Raw genomic sequence first — 17362 nt, 5'->3', positions numbered from 1 at the left:
GCTGGACACCGCGATCGAGCTGAAAGGCAAGGGCGACCTGGGCGCGCTGCTCACCGGCACCGACACCTGGACCGTCCTCAACTAGCCCACACCGCACCACACTTCGCAGGGAGACCGGAATGTCCACTCGCACCATCGACATCTGCATCGTCGGCGCGGGCCCCCGGGGCACCGTCGCACTGGAACGCATCTGCGCCAACGTGCCGTCGCTGAGCCCCGGCCAGGACGTGCACGTCCACGTCGTCGATCCGTACCCCGCCGGCGGCGGCCGGGTGTGGAAGTTCGACCAGCCGCGCGAGCTGCTGATGAACACCGTCGCCGGCGACGTCACGGTCTTCACGGACCCGACCGTGACCTGCGACGGACCGCTGACCCCCGGCCCCACCCAGTACCAGTGGGCCCGGATGGTCGCGGACGGCCGGGTGACCGACGTCAGCGACGAGGCGAAGGCCGAGGCCGCGCAGATGGAGGCGTGGTCGTACGCCTCCCGCGCCTTCCAGGGCGAGTACCTGGGCTGGGCGTTTTGGCACATCGTCGACCGGGCGCCGGCCGAGGTGTCCGTCAGCGTCCACCGGACGCGGGCGGTCTCCGTCACCGAGTCCGCGGACGGACTCCAGGAAGTGCGGCTGGAGGGCGAGGACCTGCCGCTGCGCGTCGACGCGGTGGTGCTCGCACAGGGCCACTACGACGTGGCGCCCACGACCCGGGAACAGGAGCTCGTCGACTTCGCGGCCCGGCACGGTCTGCACTACGTGGCTCCCGACAGCCCCGCCGAGGCCGATCTGTCCTGGGTGCGGGCGGGCGAGCCGGTCATCGTGCGCGGTCTCGGCCTGAACTTCTACGACTACATGATCCTGCTCAGCGAGGGCCGCGGCGGCCACTTCGTCACCGACGGGGACACCCTGCGCTATCTGCCCAGCGGCCAGGAACCGGTGATGTACGCGGGCTCCGGGCGCGGGATGCCGTACCGGGCCAGGGCGGAGATCAAACAGGAGGTCGTGCCCCGCTACAAGCCGGACTTCATCACGGCCACCGAGATAGCCGAGCTGCGCCTGGGCGCCGGCACCGGGCGCACCGACTTCCGGCGCGACCTGTTCCCGCTGGTGGCCAAGGAGGTCGCCTGGGTGTACTACCGGGCGCTGCTCAAGGACACCGCGCCCGGGGCGCACGCCCGGCTGGTGGCCGAGTTCCCGGCCCTGACCTGGGGCAGCCCGCGGCTGGAGCGGCTGATCGAGGAGCTGGTGCCCGACCCGGAGCTGCGGTTCGACTGGCAGCGCCTGGACCGCCCGGCGGACGGGCTCGGCTTCGCCGGCCAGGCGGCGTTCCGCGACTGGATCACCGGGCAGCTCGCCGAGGACCTGCGCCACTCCCGGCTCGGCCCGGAGCGCAGCGCGGTGAAGGCCGCCGCCGCGGTGATGCGCGACCTGCGCGAGGAGGTGCGGGCGGTCATCTCGCACCAGGGGATCAGCGGGACGTCGTACCGCGACCACATCGACCGCTGGTTCAGCGGCCTGAACAACTACGCGGCCAGCGGACCGCCCGCCACCCGGGTCGCGCAACTGCTCGCGCTGGTGCGGGCCGGGGTGGTCGAACCGCTCGGCCCGCGGATGCGGGTGAGCACCGGGGACGGGGACTTCCGCGCCTCCTCCCCGGAGGTGCCCGGCATCGAGGTACGGGCCCACGCCCTGGTGGAGGCGCACCTTCCGCTCACCGACGTCCGCCGGGCCACCGATCCGCTGCTCGCCTCGCTGCGCGCGGCGGGGGAGTGCCGGGCGCACGTCATCCCGGACGCCGAGGGCGCGGGGTACGAGACCGGCGGCCTCGATGTCACCGAGTCGACGTTCCAGGTGGTGCGCGGTGACGGCACCCCGCACCCGGCCCGCTTCAGCTACGGACCCCCGGTGGAGTCGGTGCAGTGGGTCACCGCCATCGGCGCCCGCCCGCACGTCAACTCCCGCACCCTGCTCCAGGGCGACTCGATCGCCCGATCCTGCCTGCGCCAGGGCATGGCGCGGCTCGCCCGGCTCGGCACCGAAGAGAGCCGCGGCACGACCGTTCCGCTGGCCGGCTGAGCCCCCAACCGACGAGGAGACGGCAATGATCACGCTCGATGCTCTACGGCAGCACGCCGCGGCCGCGCCGCACCGTGTGGCGGTCAGCGACGGCGAAGAGGCGCTGACCTGGACCGAACTGGCCGACCGGGTGGAGGAGGTACGGGCCTGGCTGACCCGCTCGCTGGACGCCGACGAGCCCAACCGGGCGATGGTGGTGGCGGGCAACAGCGTCCGCGTCGTGGTGGCGACCGCCGCGCTGACCTCGCTCGGCATCCCCTGGGTGGGCGTCGACCCGGAGCGCGACGGCGCCACCATCGCCGCGCAACTGGCCGCCGTGGAACCCACGTTCATCGTGCTGGACAGCTCGCTGCCCAGTCTGCCGGAGGACTTCTGGCCGCGCTGGGGCGACCGCGCCGTCCTGCTCGACCTGGTGGCGTTCCCCGCCTTCGACACCAGGGTCACGCACTATCTGGCCGCCGCCGAGGGCGAGCACCAGCCGGCCCCGTGGGTCCGGCCTCCGTTCAGCGCCCTGGGGTTCACCAGCGGTACGACGGGCACCCCGAAGCTGTTCGTCCGGCGCAAGCGCACCGAGAACCAGCGGATCGCCTTCCTGCGCGACCGGTTCGACTTCGGCCCCGGTGACTCCTTCCTCATCACCTCGCCGCTCGCCTTCGCCTCCGGGCATGTGTGGGCCGGCGCCGCGCTGGCTCTCGGCGCCGCTGTGCGCCTCGGCCCGCCGGACCCCGAGGCGGCGGTGGAGGTGCTGGCCGAGGAGCGGCTGACCGGCGCGTTCCTCGTACCGCCGTTCCTCGACCGGGTGCTGGAGGCCGCGACCACCACGCACCGGGACGCCGACCTGACGGCACTGCGCTTCCTGCTCACCGGCGGCCGGCACATCAGCCCGCGCACCATCGGCCAGACCCGGGAACGCCTCGGCGACCTGCTGTACGCGTACTACGCGACCACCGAGACGGGCATCAACACCCTCGCCGACCCGGCCGACCTGGCGGCGGCGCCGTACGCCGCGGGCCGTTTCATGCCGGGCATCACGGTGCGCGCGCTGGACCCGGCCACCCTCACCGAGCTGCCCGTCGGCCGGGTGGGGCTGCTCGCGATCGACAGCGCGTTCGCCCTGGACGAGTATGTGCACCGCCCGCTGGACACCGTCGAGATCGCCGGCCGCCGGCACGTCCTGACCAGCGACTACGGCTATCTCGGCGACGACGGCCTGCTCTACGTCACCGCCCGCTCCGAGCCGGGCCTCGACGTCGTCCGGGTCGAGGGCGTCATCAAGGAGGACCCGGCGGTGCGCGACGTGTGCGTCACCTCGGGCCTGGACGGCGCGGACGCCGGAGCGGTCGCGGTGGTGGTTCTGCGGCCCGGCCTGGCTCCCGAGCTGCGGCAGCGCGCCCTGGCCCGGGCCGGCGAGGTCCTCGGCCGGCACGCGCGCCCGGCGAGGGTCACCGAGGTGGAGCGGATTCCCTACAACAGCGCGGGCAAGGTCGCGCTGCTGGTGCTGCGGGAGGAGGTGGGCGTGCGGGCCGGCGCGGCCTGAACCGGCCGCCGTACGGCGTCGTACCCCTCCCGCCGTACCCCTGAGCCGCCCCCTCGTGCCGAACCCCCTGCCGCGTCCCTCCCCGTCCCACCTCCCGAGCCCCTGCCGGTCGTCATCGGCAGGGGCTCCGCCCTTGCGATCTGTACCTACTGGTATGTACAGTGAAACGCATGAAGCCGACGAAGGAACACCTCGTCGAGGCTGCCGCCGAGCTGCTGTGGGAGCGCGGCTACGCGGCGACCAGCCCGGCGATGATCCAGAAGCGCTCCCGCACCGGACAGGGGAGCATGTACCACCACTTCTCCGGCAAGGCCGACCTGGCCGTCACCGCCATCCGGCACTCCGCGGAGCAGCTGCGCCTCGCCACGGAGACCGCGCTCGGCGGTGGTGCGACGGCGCTGGAACGTATCGGCGCCTATCTCGACATGGAACGCAATCCGCTCGCCGGCTGCCGCGTCGGCCGGCTCGTCCAGGACCCCGACGTCGTCGCCGACGAACAACTGCGCGCCCCCGTCGCGGAGTTCTTCGGCTGGCTGCGGCAGCGCGTCGCCGGCGTGCTCGCCGAGGGCGTGCGCACCGGCGAACTGCGCGCCGACACCGACCCGGAGGCCATGGCCTCGCTCGTCATCGCCACCGTCCAGGGCGGTTACGTCCTCGCCCGCGCCCAGCAGGACCAGGCCGCCTTCCGTCAGGCCACCGAGGCCGCGAAGAGCGCCTTGGAGCGGGTCAGAGCCTGAACCGCACGACCCGTCGCCCCTCGGCGACGGCACATCCGACCGTCGCACCCGTCCCGTTCGCGCGGCGCCGCCTCCGACCGCCGCACCGTCCGCTCCGGTACAGCGCCGTTCACGACCGCTCGCACCACACGTGGCGCCCTCTCGGGCCGGCGTGCCGGCCCGCCCGCGTGGCGCCGGCTCCGGCCGTCGCGCCCTTCCGCTCGCCGGACCCGCCTCCGCACCGCGACCGAAAGAAGGACCACCTCATGACCACCGTCCCCGACTCGCCGACGAGCACGGCGCGGCAGCCGATAGCCGCGCCCACGCCCGCCCCGCCGGCCGCCGCCCCGGCGCGTGGCGCGCGTCACACCGCTCTCGCCCTCGCCGCCGTCTGCCTGGGCTTCTTCATGATCCTGCTGGACGGCAGCGCGCTGAACATCGCCCTGCCCGCCATCGAACGCGACGTCCACGGCTCGATGGCCGGCCTCCAGTGGGTCGTCACCATCTACACCATCCCGTTGGCCAGCATCCTGCTCACGGCGGGCAGCATCAGCGACCGCTGGGGCGCGCGCCGGCTGTTCGTCTCCTCGCTGGCCGCGTTCACCGCCGCGTCCCTGCTGTGCGCCGTCAGCCCCGACCTGACCGTCCTGGTGGTGGCCCGGTTCCTCCAGGGCATCGCGGCCGGTGGCCTGCTGCCCACCACCCTGGCCATCATCGCCCGCACCTACCCCGACCCGCTCGAACGCGCCAAGGCCATCACCGTCTGGGGCGCCACCGGCGGACTCGCCCTCGTCGCCGGTCCGCTCGGCGGCGGCGCCCTGACCGAACTGCTCGGCTGGCGCTCGATCTTCCTCATCAACGTGCCCGTCGGCCTGGTCACCCTCTACCTCGCCCAGCGCTACGCGAGCGAGACCCCCCGGCGCGAGGCCCGCGCCGCCGACCTGCCCGGCCAGCTGGCCGGCATCGTCGCCCTCTCCGCGATCGTCGCCTACCTCATCGAGGGCGGCTCGCTGGGCTGGCTCGCCCCGGTCCCGCTGCTCCTGCTGGCCGTCGCGGTCCTCACCGCCGTCGCCTTCGTGGCCGTCGAGTCCCGCTCCCAGCACCCGATGCTGCCGCTCGCCGTCTTCCGCCGCTCCGCCTTCTCCGCCTCCATCACCAACGGCTTCGCCTTCCAGTTCGGCGGCTACGGGCTCCAGTTCATGCTCGCCATCTACCTCCAGCAGCAGTGGGGCCTCAGCGCCGAGAAGACCGGCCTGTACTTCCTGCCCTTCGGCATCGCCTGGGTCTTCGGCACCATCGTCCTCAACCGCCGCCTCGTGCACCGCGGTCCCCGGTTCCTGCTGTGGACCGGCGCGCTGTCCTCCTTCATCGGCAGCGCCCTGCTGCTCGGCGTCACCGGCCAGAGCACCTGGCCGCTGTTCGCCATCGGCACCGGTCTGACCGGCCTCGGCTGCGGGGTGTTCTCGCCGAGCCTGAACGCCGCCGCGCTGCTGGCCATCGACCCGGCCTACGCCGGACTCGGCTCCGGCGTCCTCAACACCGCGCGCCAGGTCGGCATGGCGATGGGCGTGGCGCTGCTCGGCTCCCTGATCGGTATGCACGACGCCCTGTTCGGCATGCGCCTGAGTGTCGTCCTGGTGGCGGTCTGCTTCTTCGCCATCATCGTCCTCAGCGTCCGCTACGTGCCGCGCAAGGAGACCGCCTGACCCGCCCCCGGCCCAGCGGGGCCGTGCCGGACGGGACACCCGACGGCACGGCCCCGCCCCGCTGCCCGTACACCGATCACACCCGGCCCGGCCCACCGACCACTTCCGGCCCCGCACACCGATCGCGTCCGGCTCCGCACACCGGCGCGCGCCGTCCGGCGGAGCGGTCACACCCCGTCCGGCGGACCGGGCACACCCCGTCCCGCGTACTCAGCAAGGAGCGTTCCCATGCGCGCAGTAGTGGCCGAGCGGCACGGCGGCCCCGAGGTCCTCACCGAGACCGACCACCCCGACCCGCGCCCCGGCCCCGGCGGCCTGCTGGTCCGCCTCGCCGCCGCCGGGATCAACTACAAGGACCTCTACGAACGCGAGGGCCGCGCCGCGCCGCGCGCCCCCTTCGTCCCGGGCAGCGAGGGCGCCGGCACCGTCCTCGCCACCGGCACCGGCGTCACCGGCTTCCGCCCCGGCGACCGTGTCGCCTGGTGCGCGGCCCCCGCCTCCTACGCCGAACTCGTCGCGGTCCCGGCCCGCGCCGCGGTCCGCGTCCCCGACGACGTCTCGGACACCGACGCCGCCGCGAGCATGCTCCAGGGCCTGACCGCCCACTATCTGACGACCTCCACCTACCGGGCGGCCGAGGGCGAGACCGCGCTCGTCCACTCGGCGGCCGGCGGCCTCGGACAGCATCTGGTACGACTGCTGGTCCGCCGCGGCGCCCGCGTCATCGGCACCGTCTCCGCCCCCGGCAAGGTGGTCGCGGCCGAGGCGGCCGGCGCCCACCACGTCATCGTCCGCGGCGGCGATCCCGGCGAGCTGAGCCGGCGGGTCCTCGACCACACCGGCGGCAGGGGCGCGGACGTCGTCTACGACGGCATCGGCAAGGACACCTTCGAGGCGGGGCTCGCCGCCCTGCGGCCGCGCGGCATGTTCGTCCTGGTCGGCGCCGCCTCGGGGCCCGTGCCGCCGTTCGACCCGCAGTCCCTCGCGCCCCGCGGCTCGCTGTTCCTCACCCGTCCCACCCTCGTCGACCACGCCACCGACCCCGACGAGCTGACCGCACGCGCCGACGACGTCTTCCGCTGGCTGCGCGAGGGCGTGCTGAAGACCGTGATCGGCGGCCGGTACGGCTTCGACCGGGCCGCCGCGGCCCACGCCGACCTCCAGTCCGGCACCACCACCGGCAAACTCCTCCTCCAGCCGGGGCACTGAGCCGCCCGCAGGCCGGACGGAGGCCGAAGGCAACGGAGGCACGCCCATGACCCGCTTCGCCCGCATCGCCTACACCGACACGGTCCGGGGCGTCCAGGAACGCAACGGCAGCGCCCACGCCATGCTGCGGCAACTGGACGGACCCGACGAGCCCGACCCGCTGGGGCCGGTGGAGCAGCAGTTCATCGCCGAACGCGACAGCTTCTACCTGGCCACCGTCAGCGACACCGGCTGGCCCTACATCCAGCACCGCGGGGGCCCGCCCGGCTTCCTCCACGTCCTGGACGAGCACACGATCGCGTTCGCCGACGTCGGCGGCAACCGGCAGTTCATCACCACGGGCAACCTGCGGCACAACGACAAGGTCGCCCTGTTCCTGATGGACTACGCGTACCGGGCCCGGCTGAAGCTCTTCGGCCGAGCGCGCTGGCACGACGCCGACGAGGCGCCCGAACTCGCCGAACGCCTCGCCCGGCCGCGCACCGACGGCCGCCTGGAACGGCTGGTCACCATCACAGTCGAGGGCCTCAGCTGGAACTGCCCCAAGCACATCACGCCGCGCTTCAGCCGCGCGGAACTGGACGAGGTGCTGCAACCGGTCAGGGACGAGATCACGAGACTGCGGGAGGTGAACCAGGCACTCGACTCGAAGGACACCCTGTGATTCGCGAGTGCGATCTATATGCAAGGGTGCGAGTGCTGGGCGGGCGTGGAGCGGGTGGTGGCCGGGTACCGACGGGGGCGTTATCTCCTGGGTAATCCCTCTTAAAATTCCAGAGGTTGGGGTCGCCCGGAAGCGACCGGGGGTCCTTCTCCCGTACGGCCCCGTGATCGACTGCCGACCTTGCCGATGGATGTGCGTTCGCAAAAACGATGACCCGCGTTCCGGTACGGCGACCGCCCGGCCGGCACTCCCGCCGCCCTGAGGGCGACCGGGGTGTCGGCCGGTGCCCCGGGCGGCGTAATCTAAGGGCGCCATGCCGTACGAACCTCCCACTCACACCGTCGAGCGCTCCCTGCGTGCCACGACCGGAGCGAAGGTCGTCGCCGGTGTCGACGAGGTGGGGCGGGGCGCCTGGGCCGGTCCCGTCACCGTCTGCGCGGCGATCACCGGACTGCGTCGACCTCCCGCGGGCCTGACCGACTCCAAGCTGCTGACCGTCAAGCGGCGCACCGTCCTGGACGAGATCCTGCGGGCGTGGGTGACGGCCTACGCGCTGGGGCATGCTTCCCCCGAGGAGATCGACGGCATGGGGATGACGGCCGCGCTGCGGCTCGCCGCGGTCCGTGCCCTGGACGCCCTGCCGGTCCGCCCCGACGCCGTGATCCTCGACGGGAAGCACGACTACCTCGGCGCCCCGTGGCAGGTGCGTACGGTGATCAAGGGCGATCGCTCGTGCGTCGCCGTCGCGGCGGCCTCGGTGATCGCCAAGGTTCAGCGCGACAAAATGATGGCCGAACTGGCTGTCGAGCATGCAGACTTCGGGTTTGCGGACAACGCCGGGTACCCGTCGCCCGTGCACAAGGCCGCACTGGAAGAGCGGGGCCCCACCCCGCACCACCGTTTGTCGTGGGCGTATCTTGATGCGCTGCCCCAGTGGCGGCATCTCAAGAAGGTCCGCAACTGGGCGGACGGAAGCGTTCCGGAAATCGAGGGTCAGCTCGGCTTCGACTTCTGACGGTTCCGATCGCACTGATGTGCCACCCCGTTCATCAGCGCCATCTCAACGTTTGATAAAAATCAGCTCATGCCTCTCATTCCCGAGGAGCCTCAGATTCACGAGAGTGCCCAGGGTCCCCGCGTCACGCCGGCCAGCGGCCGCACCGCGCCGACCCCTCGCCCCGTACCCGGACCCCGTCCCGCGGCGCCGTCCCGCCCCGGTCGTCCCGGCCCTCAGCGGCCTACGCCGCCGGTGCAGCGCACGCCGCGTGACGTGGCTCCGGCCAAGCCCGGTCCCTCCGCCCCGGCCGTTCCCGCCGCGGCCGCGAGCCCGCAGTTCCAGCTGATCCCGGCCTCGGCCGAGGGTGCGATCGACGCCGCCGAGGAGGCCGTCGACCTGCTGCTGGACTCGGGCCGCGCCCCCGGCGACGTGCTGGTGATCACCACGGGTGCCCAGCACCCATGGGCCGAACACGAGCTGTCGTTCGGCGAAACCGCCTACTGGGCGCAGCACGACGCGGGCGACGACGTCTTCTACACGGACGCCGCCATCGCCTCCCGCGCCGGTTCCCGCCCGGTGGTCGTGGTGGCCGTCAACGGGGGCACCGTCTCCGCCGACGTCCTCTCGCTGGCCCACACCCGCGCCGGAGCCCTGCTGATCGTCTGCGGCGACCCGCAGCAGATCAACTCGGTCCTCGGCACCGCCGTCTGACCCACGCGCCGGGCTTCCCGGAGCCGGCAACCGTCCGAGGGGGCACCGCACGGTGCGCCCTTCGGCGTGCCGGTCGGTCGGTGCCTCGGCGCCGGCGGCTTCTGCCGCGGGACGGTCGTGCCTCCCTCGGTGCCTCGACGACCCCGGGACACCCCGGGGGAGGTGCCTGGCAGGCCCAGGACGCCTCGCGTCGGTGCCCGGCCGGGCCGGCCGGCGGGTCCCGTGACCGCCTCGGCCGACCCCCGTGCCCGAACGGGTCCGCGACGCCCGAGCAGGTCAGGTCCGTGCTTGTGCCTGCCCGCTCCACAGGTCACGCGTGGTCCTTCAGCGGGCCGCCGCGCGGCGCAGGACCTCGGAGACCGGACCGCCGGTGCGCGGTACGGGCGGCGGCGCGTCCGCCGTGGCGAGCGGCTCCGGCGCCGAGTGCGCGTGCGGACGGCGGCCACCGCGTCCCTCGCCCAGCACCTGCCAGCCGTCGTGGGTCAGCGTGATGTACGCCCCGCACCGCAGCCCGTGCAGGGTGCAGGCGTCGCGCAGCCCCCACATCCAGGCGCCGTCCTCCTCGGTCCAACGCGTGTCGCCCTCACGGCAGTAGAGCAGGACGGCGGTACGCACCGGGGTGCGGCGGCGCAGGTCGTGCGGTATGACCCGGCGCAGCTGGGACAGCAGGGCGTTGCGGAACATCCAGCCGTCGGCCGGGGCGGCCCGGCGGGTGAACGAGGCGCTGGCGCACAGCCGTTCGTCCGGATCGAGGACGGCCACGATCGCCGTGGACGGCCGCGGATGATGCCGGGCGTGCAGTCCGCTGACGACCTCACGGGGGTTGCGCAGCAGCGGGATACTCGCGGCGGCCCACTCCGCCGGCTCCAGCACCCGGCTGGCGGAAGCGGTGGACGACGACAACGAGGCCGCCGAGGACGAGGCGAATCCGAAGGTCACGTTCCTCCCTTCGGCTACGCGCCCACACAGCGGGCGAGGTCGGATTCGGGGACCGCGCACCGCAGCGAAGCCCAACCGGATCACGGACCGACCATGCGGGAGCGGATCTCAATTCTTCCTGTCGAACTGGGATGCGGCAACGAGCAATTGGGGCCGCCGCCGGGTATCGGGCGGTGCGTGGCTTATATCCCTACCCAGGGCTCGGACGGATGACGCATGGGCGCCCGTGCGTCTCCGGACCGGATACCCCGGAACCGGCCCGACCTTCGTGCCGCCACCGTCTGGATTTCGGACCGGCTCCGCCTGGTTTTCGCGCGGCCACCGCCGGGCCTGTGAGCCGCCCCCGTTTTCCCGGCCGGACATCCTCCGCCCTTCCCGGCCGGACAGGCTCTGGCTTCCGGGCCGAACTCCCGTGACCTCCCGCCGGGTGCCATCGAGCCGGAAGCCCCCTCACCCCCGTCAGCCCTGCACCGCGAGGACCAGCGGCAGCACCCCCCTCGCACCCGCGCGGCGGAGCAGACGCGCCGCGACCGCGAGGGTCCAGCCGGTCTCCGTGAAGTCGTCGACCAGCAGCACCGGGCCGTTCGCCTCGGCCAGTGCCGTCGAGAGGGCGGGCGGCACCGCCAACGCGCCGTCGAGCGCCTTGAGCCGCTGCGCGCTGTTGCTCCGCGACACCCGGGGCGCGTCCTCGTCGTACGTCACGGACCCCAGCAGCGGCAGCCGCCCGGTCTCCGCGATCCGCGCGCCCAGGGAGTGGACGAGCCGCGGGCGGCTGCGCGAGGCGACGGTGACCACCCCCGCCGGCCTCTCCTGGGCGCCCTCGACCCCGGGTGCCCAGCCGCCGGGCCCCTTGGCCCAGTCGGCCAGCACCTCGATCACGGCGCGGGCCACGTCGTCCGGCACCGGTCCGTCCGGCGTCCGCGGCGCGAACAGCGGGCGGAGCCGATTGCCCCAGCCGATGTCCGAGAGCCGTCCGAGCGCCCGCCCCGGCGCCGCCTGCTCCCCGGCCGGAATACGACCCTTGAGACCGATCCCGATGGCCCCGAGCCCGGTCGGCCACATCCGCCGGGGCTCCACCTCCACCCCCGCGCGGCCCAGATCGCTGCGTGCCGCGTCGAGCGCCGCCGAGGAGGCGTCGGCCGTGAAACGCGGCCCCGCGCAGTTGTCGCAGCGGCCGCAGGGCTTGGCCCCCTCGTCGTCCAGCTGCCGTTGCAGGAACTCCATCCGGCACTCGGTGGTGCCCGCGTAGGCGCGCATCGCCTGCTGCTCGGCCGCCCGCTGCCGCGCCACCCACGCGTACCGCTCGGCGTCGTACGACCACGGCTGCCCGGTCGCGAGCCAGCCGCCCTTGACCCGGCGCACCGCGCCGTCCACGTCGAGGACCTTGAGCATGGTCTCCAGCCGGGAGCGGCGCAGCTCGACCAGGGGCTCCAGCGCGGGCAGGGACAGCGGCCCGTTCGCGCGGGCGAGGACGTCCAGGGTGCGCCGCACCAGTTCCTCGGAGGGGAAGGCGAGCGAGGCGAAGTACTCCCAGATCGCCTCGTCCTCCCGGCCCGGCAGCAGCAGCACCTCCGCGTGTTCCACGCCGCGGCCGGCCCGGCCCACCTGCTGGTAGTAGGCGATGGGGGAGGAGGGCGAGCCGAGATGGACCACGAAGCCGAGATCGGGCTTGTCGAAGCCCATGCCGAGCGCTGAGGTCGCGACCAGCGCCTTGACCCGGTTGGCCAGCAGATCCTCCTCCGCCTGCTGCCGGTCCGCGTTCTCCGTCCTGCCCGTGTACGAGGCGACGGTGTGGCCCCGCTGCCGCAGGAACGCGGTGACCTCCTCGGCGGCGGCGACAGTGAGGGTGTAGACGATGCCGGAACCCGGCAGATCGTCGAGACGGTCGGCGAGCCAGGCCATCCGGTGCGCCGCGTCCGGGAGCCTGAGCACCCCCAGGCTCAGGCTCTCCCGGTCCAGCGGGCCGCGCAGCACCAGCGCGTCGGAGCCGCCACCGGTGCCCAGTTGCTCGGCGACGTCGGCGGTCACCCGGGCGTTGGCCGTCGCGGTCGTGGCCAGCACGGGCACGCCGGGCGGGAGGTCGGCGAGCATGGTGCGCAGCCGCCGGTAGTCGGGGCGGAAGTCGTGGCCCCAGTCCGAGATGCAGTGCGCCTCGTCCACCACCAGCAGGCCGGTCGCCGCGGACAGCTTGGGCAGGACCTGGTCGCGGAAGTCGGGGTTGTTGAGCCGCTCGGGCGAGACGAGCAGGACGTCGACCTCGCCGGCGGCGATCGCGACCTGCACGTCCTCCCACTCCTCGGTGTTCGAGGAGTTGATGGTCCGGGCGTGGATACCGGCGCGGGCCGCCGCCTCCACCTGGTTGCGCATGAGCGCGAGCAGCGGCGAGACGATCACCGTCGGTCCGCTGCCCCGGGCCCGCAGCAGCGAGGTCGCCACGAAGTACACCGCGGACTTGCCCCATCCCGTGCGCTGCACGACCAGCGCCCGGCGCCGGTCGGCGACCAGTGCCTCGATCGCCCGCCACTGGTCCTCGCGCAGCCGGGCGGCGCCCGTGGTGTCCCCGACGAGCCGGGCGAGGACGGCGTCCGCCCCGGCCCGGAGATCCGCGTTGCTCGTGTGCTCGTGCTCCATGCGTTCCATACAACAGGACGGGACCGGCGGACGGGCGGGCCGGAGGCGGATCTGTGGACAACCCTCGACGGCTTGTCGTGTCCCTGATTCGACTTATCCACAGGTTCGAGCGGGTTCGCGGGATCCGCGAGATCGTCGGCGCATGACGAATCACGGCGAAACCACCGCACAGGTCACCCTGCGCACCGCGGCCGAACTGGCCGACGCCCTGCCCTATCTGCTGGGCTACCGGCCGGAGGACAGCATGGTCCTGGTCGCCCTGCACGACAGCGGGGGCAAGGGCAGGTTCGGCGGCCGGGCCCGGCTCGGCATCCCCACGCACGAGGAGGACTGGGAGGAAGCCGCCCGGCAGCTGGCCCGCGGCCTGGTGACCGCCAGTGAGCGGCGGGGCGCCAAACCCGAACAGCTGGTGGCCTACGTCTGCCAGGAACCCTTTCCGGGGGAGCGCGGCCGGGACGTCAAACGCCGTCTCGCCCGCCTCGCCCATCTGCTGCGCATCCAGTGCGGCGACCTCGACGTGCCGGTCATCGAGGCCCTGTGCATCTCCGACGGCCGCTACTGGTCGTACTGCTGCCCCGCCGGGGAGTGCTGCCCCGAGGACGGTACGCCGATGGGCCTGCCCGGCACCTCCGTACTCGCCGCCGCGGCCACCTACGCCGGCATCCAGGTACGGGGCACGCTCAAGGAGCTGCGTGCCCGGCTCCAGCCCTGGGAGGCCGCCGCGGCACGGGAACAGGAGGCCGCGCTCGACGCGGGCGGTCCGGCGCTGGTGACCCGGATCCTCGACGAGGCGGGCCGCGCCGAGGTGGCAGAGGAGACCGTCGTCCTTGCCGAGCGCGTCATCCACCGCCTCGCCTCGGCGCCCCCGGTCGCGGGCACCCTTCCGGCCGACCTGCGCGACGACGGTCTGATCGGGCACGACGAGGCGGCGCGGCTGATCCTCGGCCTCCAGGACCGAGAGACCCGCGACCGCGCCGCCGCCTGGATGGAGGGCGAGGAGGCGGCCCCGGCGCTCCGGCTCTGGCGAGCCCTCGCCCGCCGCTGCGTCGGACCGTACGCCGAGCACGCCGCCCCTCCGCTGACCCTGGCCGGCTGGGTCGCCTGGTCCACGGGCGACGAACTCGAAGCCCGCGAGGCCCTCGCCATGGCGCTGGGCGCCGACCCGGACTACCTCTTCGCCCGCCTTCTGCACCAGGCGTGCAACGAGGGCCTGGACGTGGAGTCGATCCGCCGGTGCCTGCGGGCGGGACGGGCCGCGGCGACGCCGGGCGCGGCATCGCCGGAAGACGGTCCGGCGTCCGCGGCGGAGGCTCCGGAGGCCCCAAAGGAGGCGGGCCCGTCGGGGGCCGCGGAAGCCATGGAGGCCCCGGCACCCGCCGGCGAACCGGATCAGGCCGCGCGCCTGCGGCGCCGCCGCCGGCTGCGGTCCGCGCTCGCCGCCGCCGGGGACGGCCCCCGCGTCGCCCGCGCGCCCGGCCGGCGGCGCGGGCCGACGGGCCCCGGTCCCACCGGCGGCCGGGCTCCGCGCGCGGGCACCCGGCCCCCGGCGGCCACGCGTACGCACAGCAAGGGGACGGGGGAGACCACGAACTGAACCGCTCAGGAGCCCGCTCGCCTCGCATAACGCGACGAAGCGGAAGCACCAGCGGGGCAACCGGCGAAGGGCGTGTTTATCGTCAGGAAGACGACTATGATCGCGGCATGCCCTACGACCCGTCAGCCTTTCCGCCCTTCGCCGTCACCGTGGACCTGGTCGTGCTGACCGTTCGCCGTCATTCGCTGTGCGCGTTGGCGGTACGCCGGGGTGAGTCGCCCTTCAAGGGGCGGTGGGCGCTGCCCGGTGGCTTCGTACGGGCCGACGAGGACCTGAACCAGGCGGCGGCGCGCGAACTGGCCGAGGAGACCGGGCTGCGCGCGCACGACCCCTCGTCCCCCGCCCAGGACAACGGAGCACACCTGGAGCAACTCGCCACCTACGGCGACCCCGAACGGGACCCGCGGATGCGTGTGGTCAGTGTCGCGCACCTCGCGCTCGCCCCCGATCTGCCCGCACCCCGCGCGGGCGGTGACGCCAGCAACGCGCGCTGGGCCCCGGTCGAGGAACTGCTCCAGCAAGGCGGTCACGGCCGCGACGGCGAGCCCGTCGCACCGCTGGCCTTCGACCACGCCCGGATCCTCGCCGACGGAGTGGAGCGGGCCCGCTCCAAGATCGAGTACTCGTCGCTGGCCACCGCGTTCTGCCCGCCCGAGTTCACCGTCGGCGAGCTGCGCCGGGTGTACGAAGCGGTGTGGGGGGTGGCCCTCGACCCGCGTAACTTCCACCGCAAGGTCACCGGGACCCCCGGGTTCCTCGTTCCGACGGGAGGCACGACCACGCGCCAGGGCGGCCGCCCCGCCCAGCTCTTCAGGGCCGGTGGCGCCACGCTGCTCAACCCGCCGATGCTGCGCCCCGAGGTCTGACCGGCACGCGCCGGGGCCGGCCCGGCCGGGGGGCGGGTCACCGTTGCGTCGAACGGTGGACAGGAACCGGCGCGAGAGCGTGGCACTGAGCGACAAAGCGCCCCATACACCAAAAAACCGGACACCGCACGCTATCTTGCTGCAGGTGATCCAAGCCTTCGGTCTGACCAGCACCTCCCGCAAGGCGCGGCCGCCCGCCGTCGACGATGTCTCCTTCGAGGCGCGCGCCGGCCGGATCACCGTGCTCCTGGGGGCCGCCGGCGCGGGCAAGACCACGGCCCTGAGGCTGATGCTCGCCCTGCGGTCCGGGCGCGGCATCACCTACTTCAGAGGGCGGCCCCTGTACCGGATCGCCCATCCGGCTCGCGAGGTCGGCGTGCTGCTCGGCGACGTACCGGGGCATCCGGCACGCTCGGTCCGCGGGCATCTGCGCATGCTGTGCGCGGCGTCGGGCGTCCCGGTGCGCCGCGCCGACGAGGTCCTCGAAGCCGTCGGCCTCGTCAGCTTCCGCGAGGAACGGCTCGGCACCCTCTCGCGCGGTATGGACCGCAGGCTCGGCCTGGCCTGTGCCCTGCTGCCCGACCCGCACACGCTGGTCCTGGACGATCCCGTCCGCGGGCTCTCCCCCGGGGAGGCGCAATGGCTGCACGGCATGCTGCGCGCCCACGCCGATCAGGGCGGCACGGTGCTGACCACCACGGGCGACCCGAGAGAGGCCGCCCGCATCGCCGACCGGGTCGTCACGCTCGACGCCGGCAGGCTCGTCGCCGACCAGGAGGCCGGGGAGTTCGCCCGCACCCGGCTGCGCCCGCGCGTGGCCGTGCGCAGCCCGTACGCCGTACGCCTCGCGGCCGCGCTCACCAAGGAGGCCCGCACCGGCCGCCGTTCCGTCGAGGTCGTACGCGAGGGCGGCAACCGCCTCTCCGTGTACGGCACCACGACCGCGGTCATCGGCGAGACGGCCTTCCGGCACGGCATCCTCGTCCACGAACTCGCCGACGAACTGGGCGACATGGGGCCCGGCTCCGCCGCCGGAGCACTGCCCGAGCGCGCGCCGACCCCGGGAGGCCCGGCCGGCGGTCGTACGCCACCGGAGCGCGCGAAGGCCGTGTTCGGCTTCTCCGCCCCGGACCCGCCCGCCACGACGGGCGCGGAACACACCGCCTCGGCCTCTTCCACGCGGCGGCCGCCCCGGCCCGGCTCCCCGGGGGTCCCGGCCCCCTCGGCCGTCCCGGCCGCGACCACGCCGACCGAGCGCACCGGGGCTCCGCGCCGGGCCGAGCCGCGGGTGGCCGTCGATGCCGGGACCGCCGCCCGCCGCCCCGGAAAGCCGGAAGCCGGCCCGGCACGCCTCATCCACACGCGCGTCATCCCGACCCGTGTCGCCGCCACCGGCATCTCCGCTCTCCGTGCCCTGCTGCCCGGAGCCGGGGGACCGTTCGCCCGTCAGCCCTGGTCGGTGGGCTTCGGAGCCCGGACCGGCAGAGACGACGAGGGCACCCGCTCCCTCGACGGCTCCCCCCTCCCGCCCCCCGTCTCCGTCCGCCCCGCTCCCACCCCCCTGCGCCCCCTGCGCTACGAGATCCGGCGGGCCACGGGCGTCGGCACCGGGTTCCTGGTCTGCGGCGCGGTGCTCGTGCTGTCCGTGCTGACCGCCGTGGCGCTGGCCGGGATCGGCCACACCCCGCGGGAGCGGCTGTTCGCGGCATGGCCCCGGGAG

General features: G+C 74.0%; 13 protein-coding genes. 11 read left to right on the top strand and 2 right to left on the bottom strand.

The features are described from left to right. Positions 1-119: 119 nt before the first annotated feature. The 8 genes from VT52_RS34055 (at position 120) to VT52_RS34020 (ending at position 9612) form a co-directional block, all read left to right on the top strand. Entirely contained in the window at positions 120-2072 is a 1953-nt protein-coding gene (locus VT52_RS34055; protein WP_046426229.1) for an FAD/NAD(P)-binding protein, read from the top strand. Between the two features lie 25 nt (positions 2073-2097). Then, positions 2098-3609, top strand: a complete 1512-nt coding sequence (locus tag VT52_RS34050) for a class I adenylate-forming enzyme family protein (RefSeq protein ID WP_046426231.1) — start codon at positions 2098-2100, stop codon at positions 3607-3609. Between the two features lie 170 nt (positions 3610-3779). Continuing rightward, on the top strand, positions 3780-4346 hold the full coding sequence (locus VT52_RS34045; RefSeq protein WP_046426234.1) for a TetR/AcrR family transcriptional regulator: 567 nt from the start codon (positions 3780-3782) through the stop codon (positions 4344-4346). Positions 4347-4591: 245 nt separating this feature from the next. After that, on the top strand, positions 4592-6031 hold the full coding sequence (locus tag VT52_RS34040; RefSeq protein ID WP_053055669.1) for an MFS transporter: 1440 nt from the start codon (positions 4592-4594) through the stop codon (positions 6029-6031). Between the two features lie 228 nt (positions 6032-6259). Beyond that, positions 6260-7240 carry a quinone oxidoreductase family protein gene (locus VT52_RS34035; RefSeq protein ID WP_046426236.1) on the top strand — a complete coding sequence of 327 codons (981 nt, stop codon included), beginning with the start codon at positions 6260-6262 and terminating at the stop codon, positions 7238-7240. Positions 7241-7286: 46 nt separating this feature from the next. Further along, complete coding sequence (locus VT52_RS34030; RefSeq protein ID WP_046426238.1) at positions 7287-7904, top strand: pyridoxamine 5'-phosphate oxidase family protein; 618 nt, start codon at positions 7287-7289, stop codon at positions 7902-7904. Positions 7905-8217: 313 nt separating this feature from the next. Further along, complete coding sequence (locus VT52_RS34025; protein ID WP_046426240.1) at positions 8218-8919, top strand: ribonuclease HII; 702 nt, start codon at positions 8218-8220, stop codon at positions 8917-8919. 69 nt (positions 8920-8988) lie between these two features. Next, the gene (locus VT52_RS34020; RefSeq protein WP_079175457.1) at positions 8989-9612 is read left to right on the top strand and encodes a hypothetical protein; all 624 of its coding nucleotides are present in this window, start codon (positions 8989-8991) and stop codon (positions 9610-9612) included. Positions 9613-9936: 324 nt separating this feature from the next. Here VT52_RS34020 and VT52_RS34015 read toward each other — a convergent pair whose 3' ends face one another. Then, on the bottom strand, positions 9937-10551 hold the full coding sequence (locus VT52_RS34015; protein ID WP_046426244.1) for a hypothetical protein: 615 nt from the start codon (positions 10549-10551) through the stop codon (positions 9937-9939). Between the two features lie 459 nt (positions 10552-11010). Further along, positions 11011-13191, bottom strand: coding sequence for a RecQ family ATP-dependent DNA helicase (locus tag VT52_RS34010; protein WP_046426246.1), 2181 nt, complete (start codon positions 13189-13191; stop codon positions 11011-11013). Positions 13192-13324: 133 nt separating this feature from the next. On the opposite strand from VT52_RS34010, the gene VT52_RS34005 reads away from it, so the two are divergent. From VT52_RS34005 to VT52_RS39245, 3 genes are all read left to right on the top strand, one after another. Next, positions 13325-14776, top strand: coding sequence for a DUF4192 domain-containing protein (locus VT52_RS34005; RefSeq protein ID WP_046426248.1), 1452 nt, complete (start codon positions 13325-13327; stop codon positions 14774-14776). 107 nt (positions 14777-14883) lie between these two features. Further along, complete coding sequence (locus tag VT52_RS34000) at positions 14884-15642, top strand: NUDIX hydrolase (protein ID WP_046426249.1); 759 nt, start codon at positions 14884-14886, stop codon at positions 15640-15642. 145 nt (positions 15643-15787) lie between these two features. Beyond that, positions 15788-17362, top strand: a 1575-nt coding sequence (locus tag VT52_RS39245) for an ABC transporter ATP-binding protein (RefSeq protein ID WP_240510003.1), incomplete at its 3' end; no start/stop codon positions are given.

It is taken from the genome of Streptomyces malaysiense (assembly GCF_000980885.2).
GTDB lineage: Bacteria > Actinomycetota > Actinomycetes > Streptomycetales > Streptomycetaceae > Streptomyces > Streptomyces malaysiense.
Note: the sequence above shows the minus strand (reverse complement) of the source record. Positions and strands in the feature narration are given on the sequence as shown.

Bases quoted from the DNA above. Each gene is read 5' to 3' on its own strand.
- VT52_RS34030 (WP_046426238.1), top strand. From the start codon at position 7,287: ATGACCCGCTTCGCCCGCATCGCCTACACCGACACGGTCCGGGGCGTC.
- VT52_RS34055 (WP_046426229.1), top strand. From the start codon at position 120: ATGTCCACTCGCACCATCGACATCTGCATCGTCGGCGCGGGCCCCCGG.
- VT52_RS34020 (WP_079175457.1), top strand. From the start codon at position 8,989: ATGCCTCTCATTCCCGAGGAGCCTCAGATTCACGAGAGTGCCCAGGGT.
- VT52_RS34040 (WP_053055669.1), top strand. From the start codon at position 4,592: ATGACCACCGTCCCCGACTCGCCGACGAGCACGGCGCGGCAGCCGATA.
- VT52_RS34010 (WP_046426246.1), bottom strand. From the start codon at position 13,191: ATGGAACGCATGGAGCACGAGCACACGAGCAACGCGGATCTCCGGGCC.
- VT52_RS34035 (WP_046426236.1), top strand. From the start codon at position 6,260: ATGCGCGCAGTAGTGGCCGAGCGGCACGGCGGCCCCGAGGTCCTCACC.
- VT52_RS34050 (WP_046426231.1), top strand. From the start codon at position 2,098: ATGATCACGCTCGATGCTCTACGGCAGCACGCCGCGGCCGCGCCGCAC.
- VT52_RS34005 (WP_046426248.1), top strand. From the start codon at position 13,325: ATGACGAATCACGGCGAAACCACCGCACAGGTCACCCTGCGCACCGCG.
- VT52_RS34000 (WP_046426249.1), top strand. From the start codon at position 14,884: ATGCCCTACGACCCGTCAGCCTTTCCGCCCTTCGCCGTCACCGTGGAC.
- VT52_RS34045 (WP_046426234.1), top strand. From the start codon at position 3,780: ATGAAGCCGACGAAGGAACACCTCGTCGAGGCTGCCGCCGAGCTGCTG.
- VT52_RS34025 (WP_046426240.1), top strand. From the start codon at position 8,218: ATGCCGTACGAACCTCCCACTCACACCGTCGAGCGCTCCCTGCGTGCC.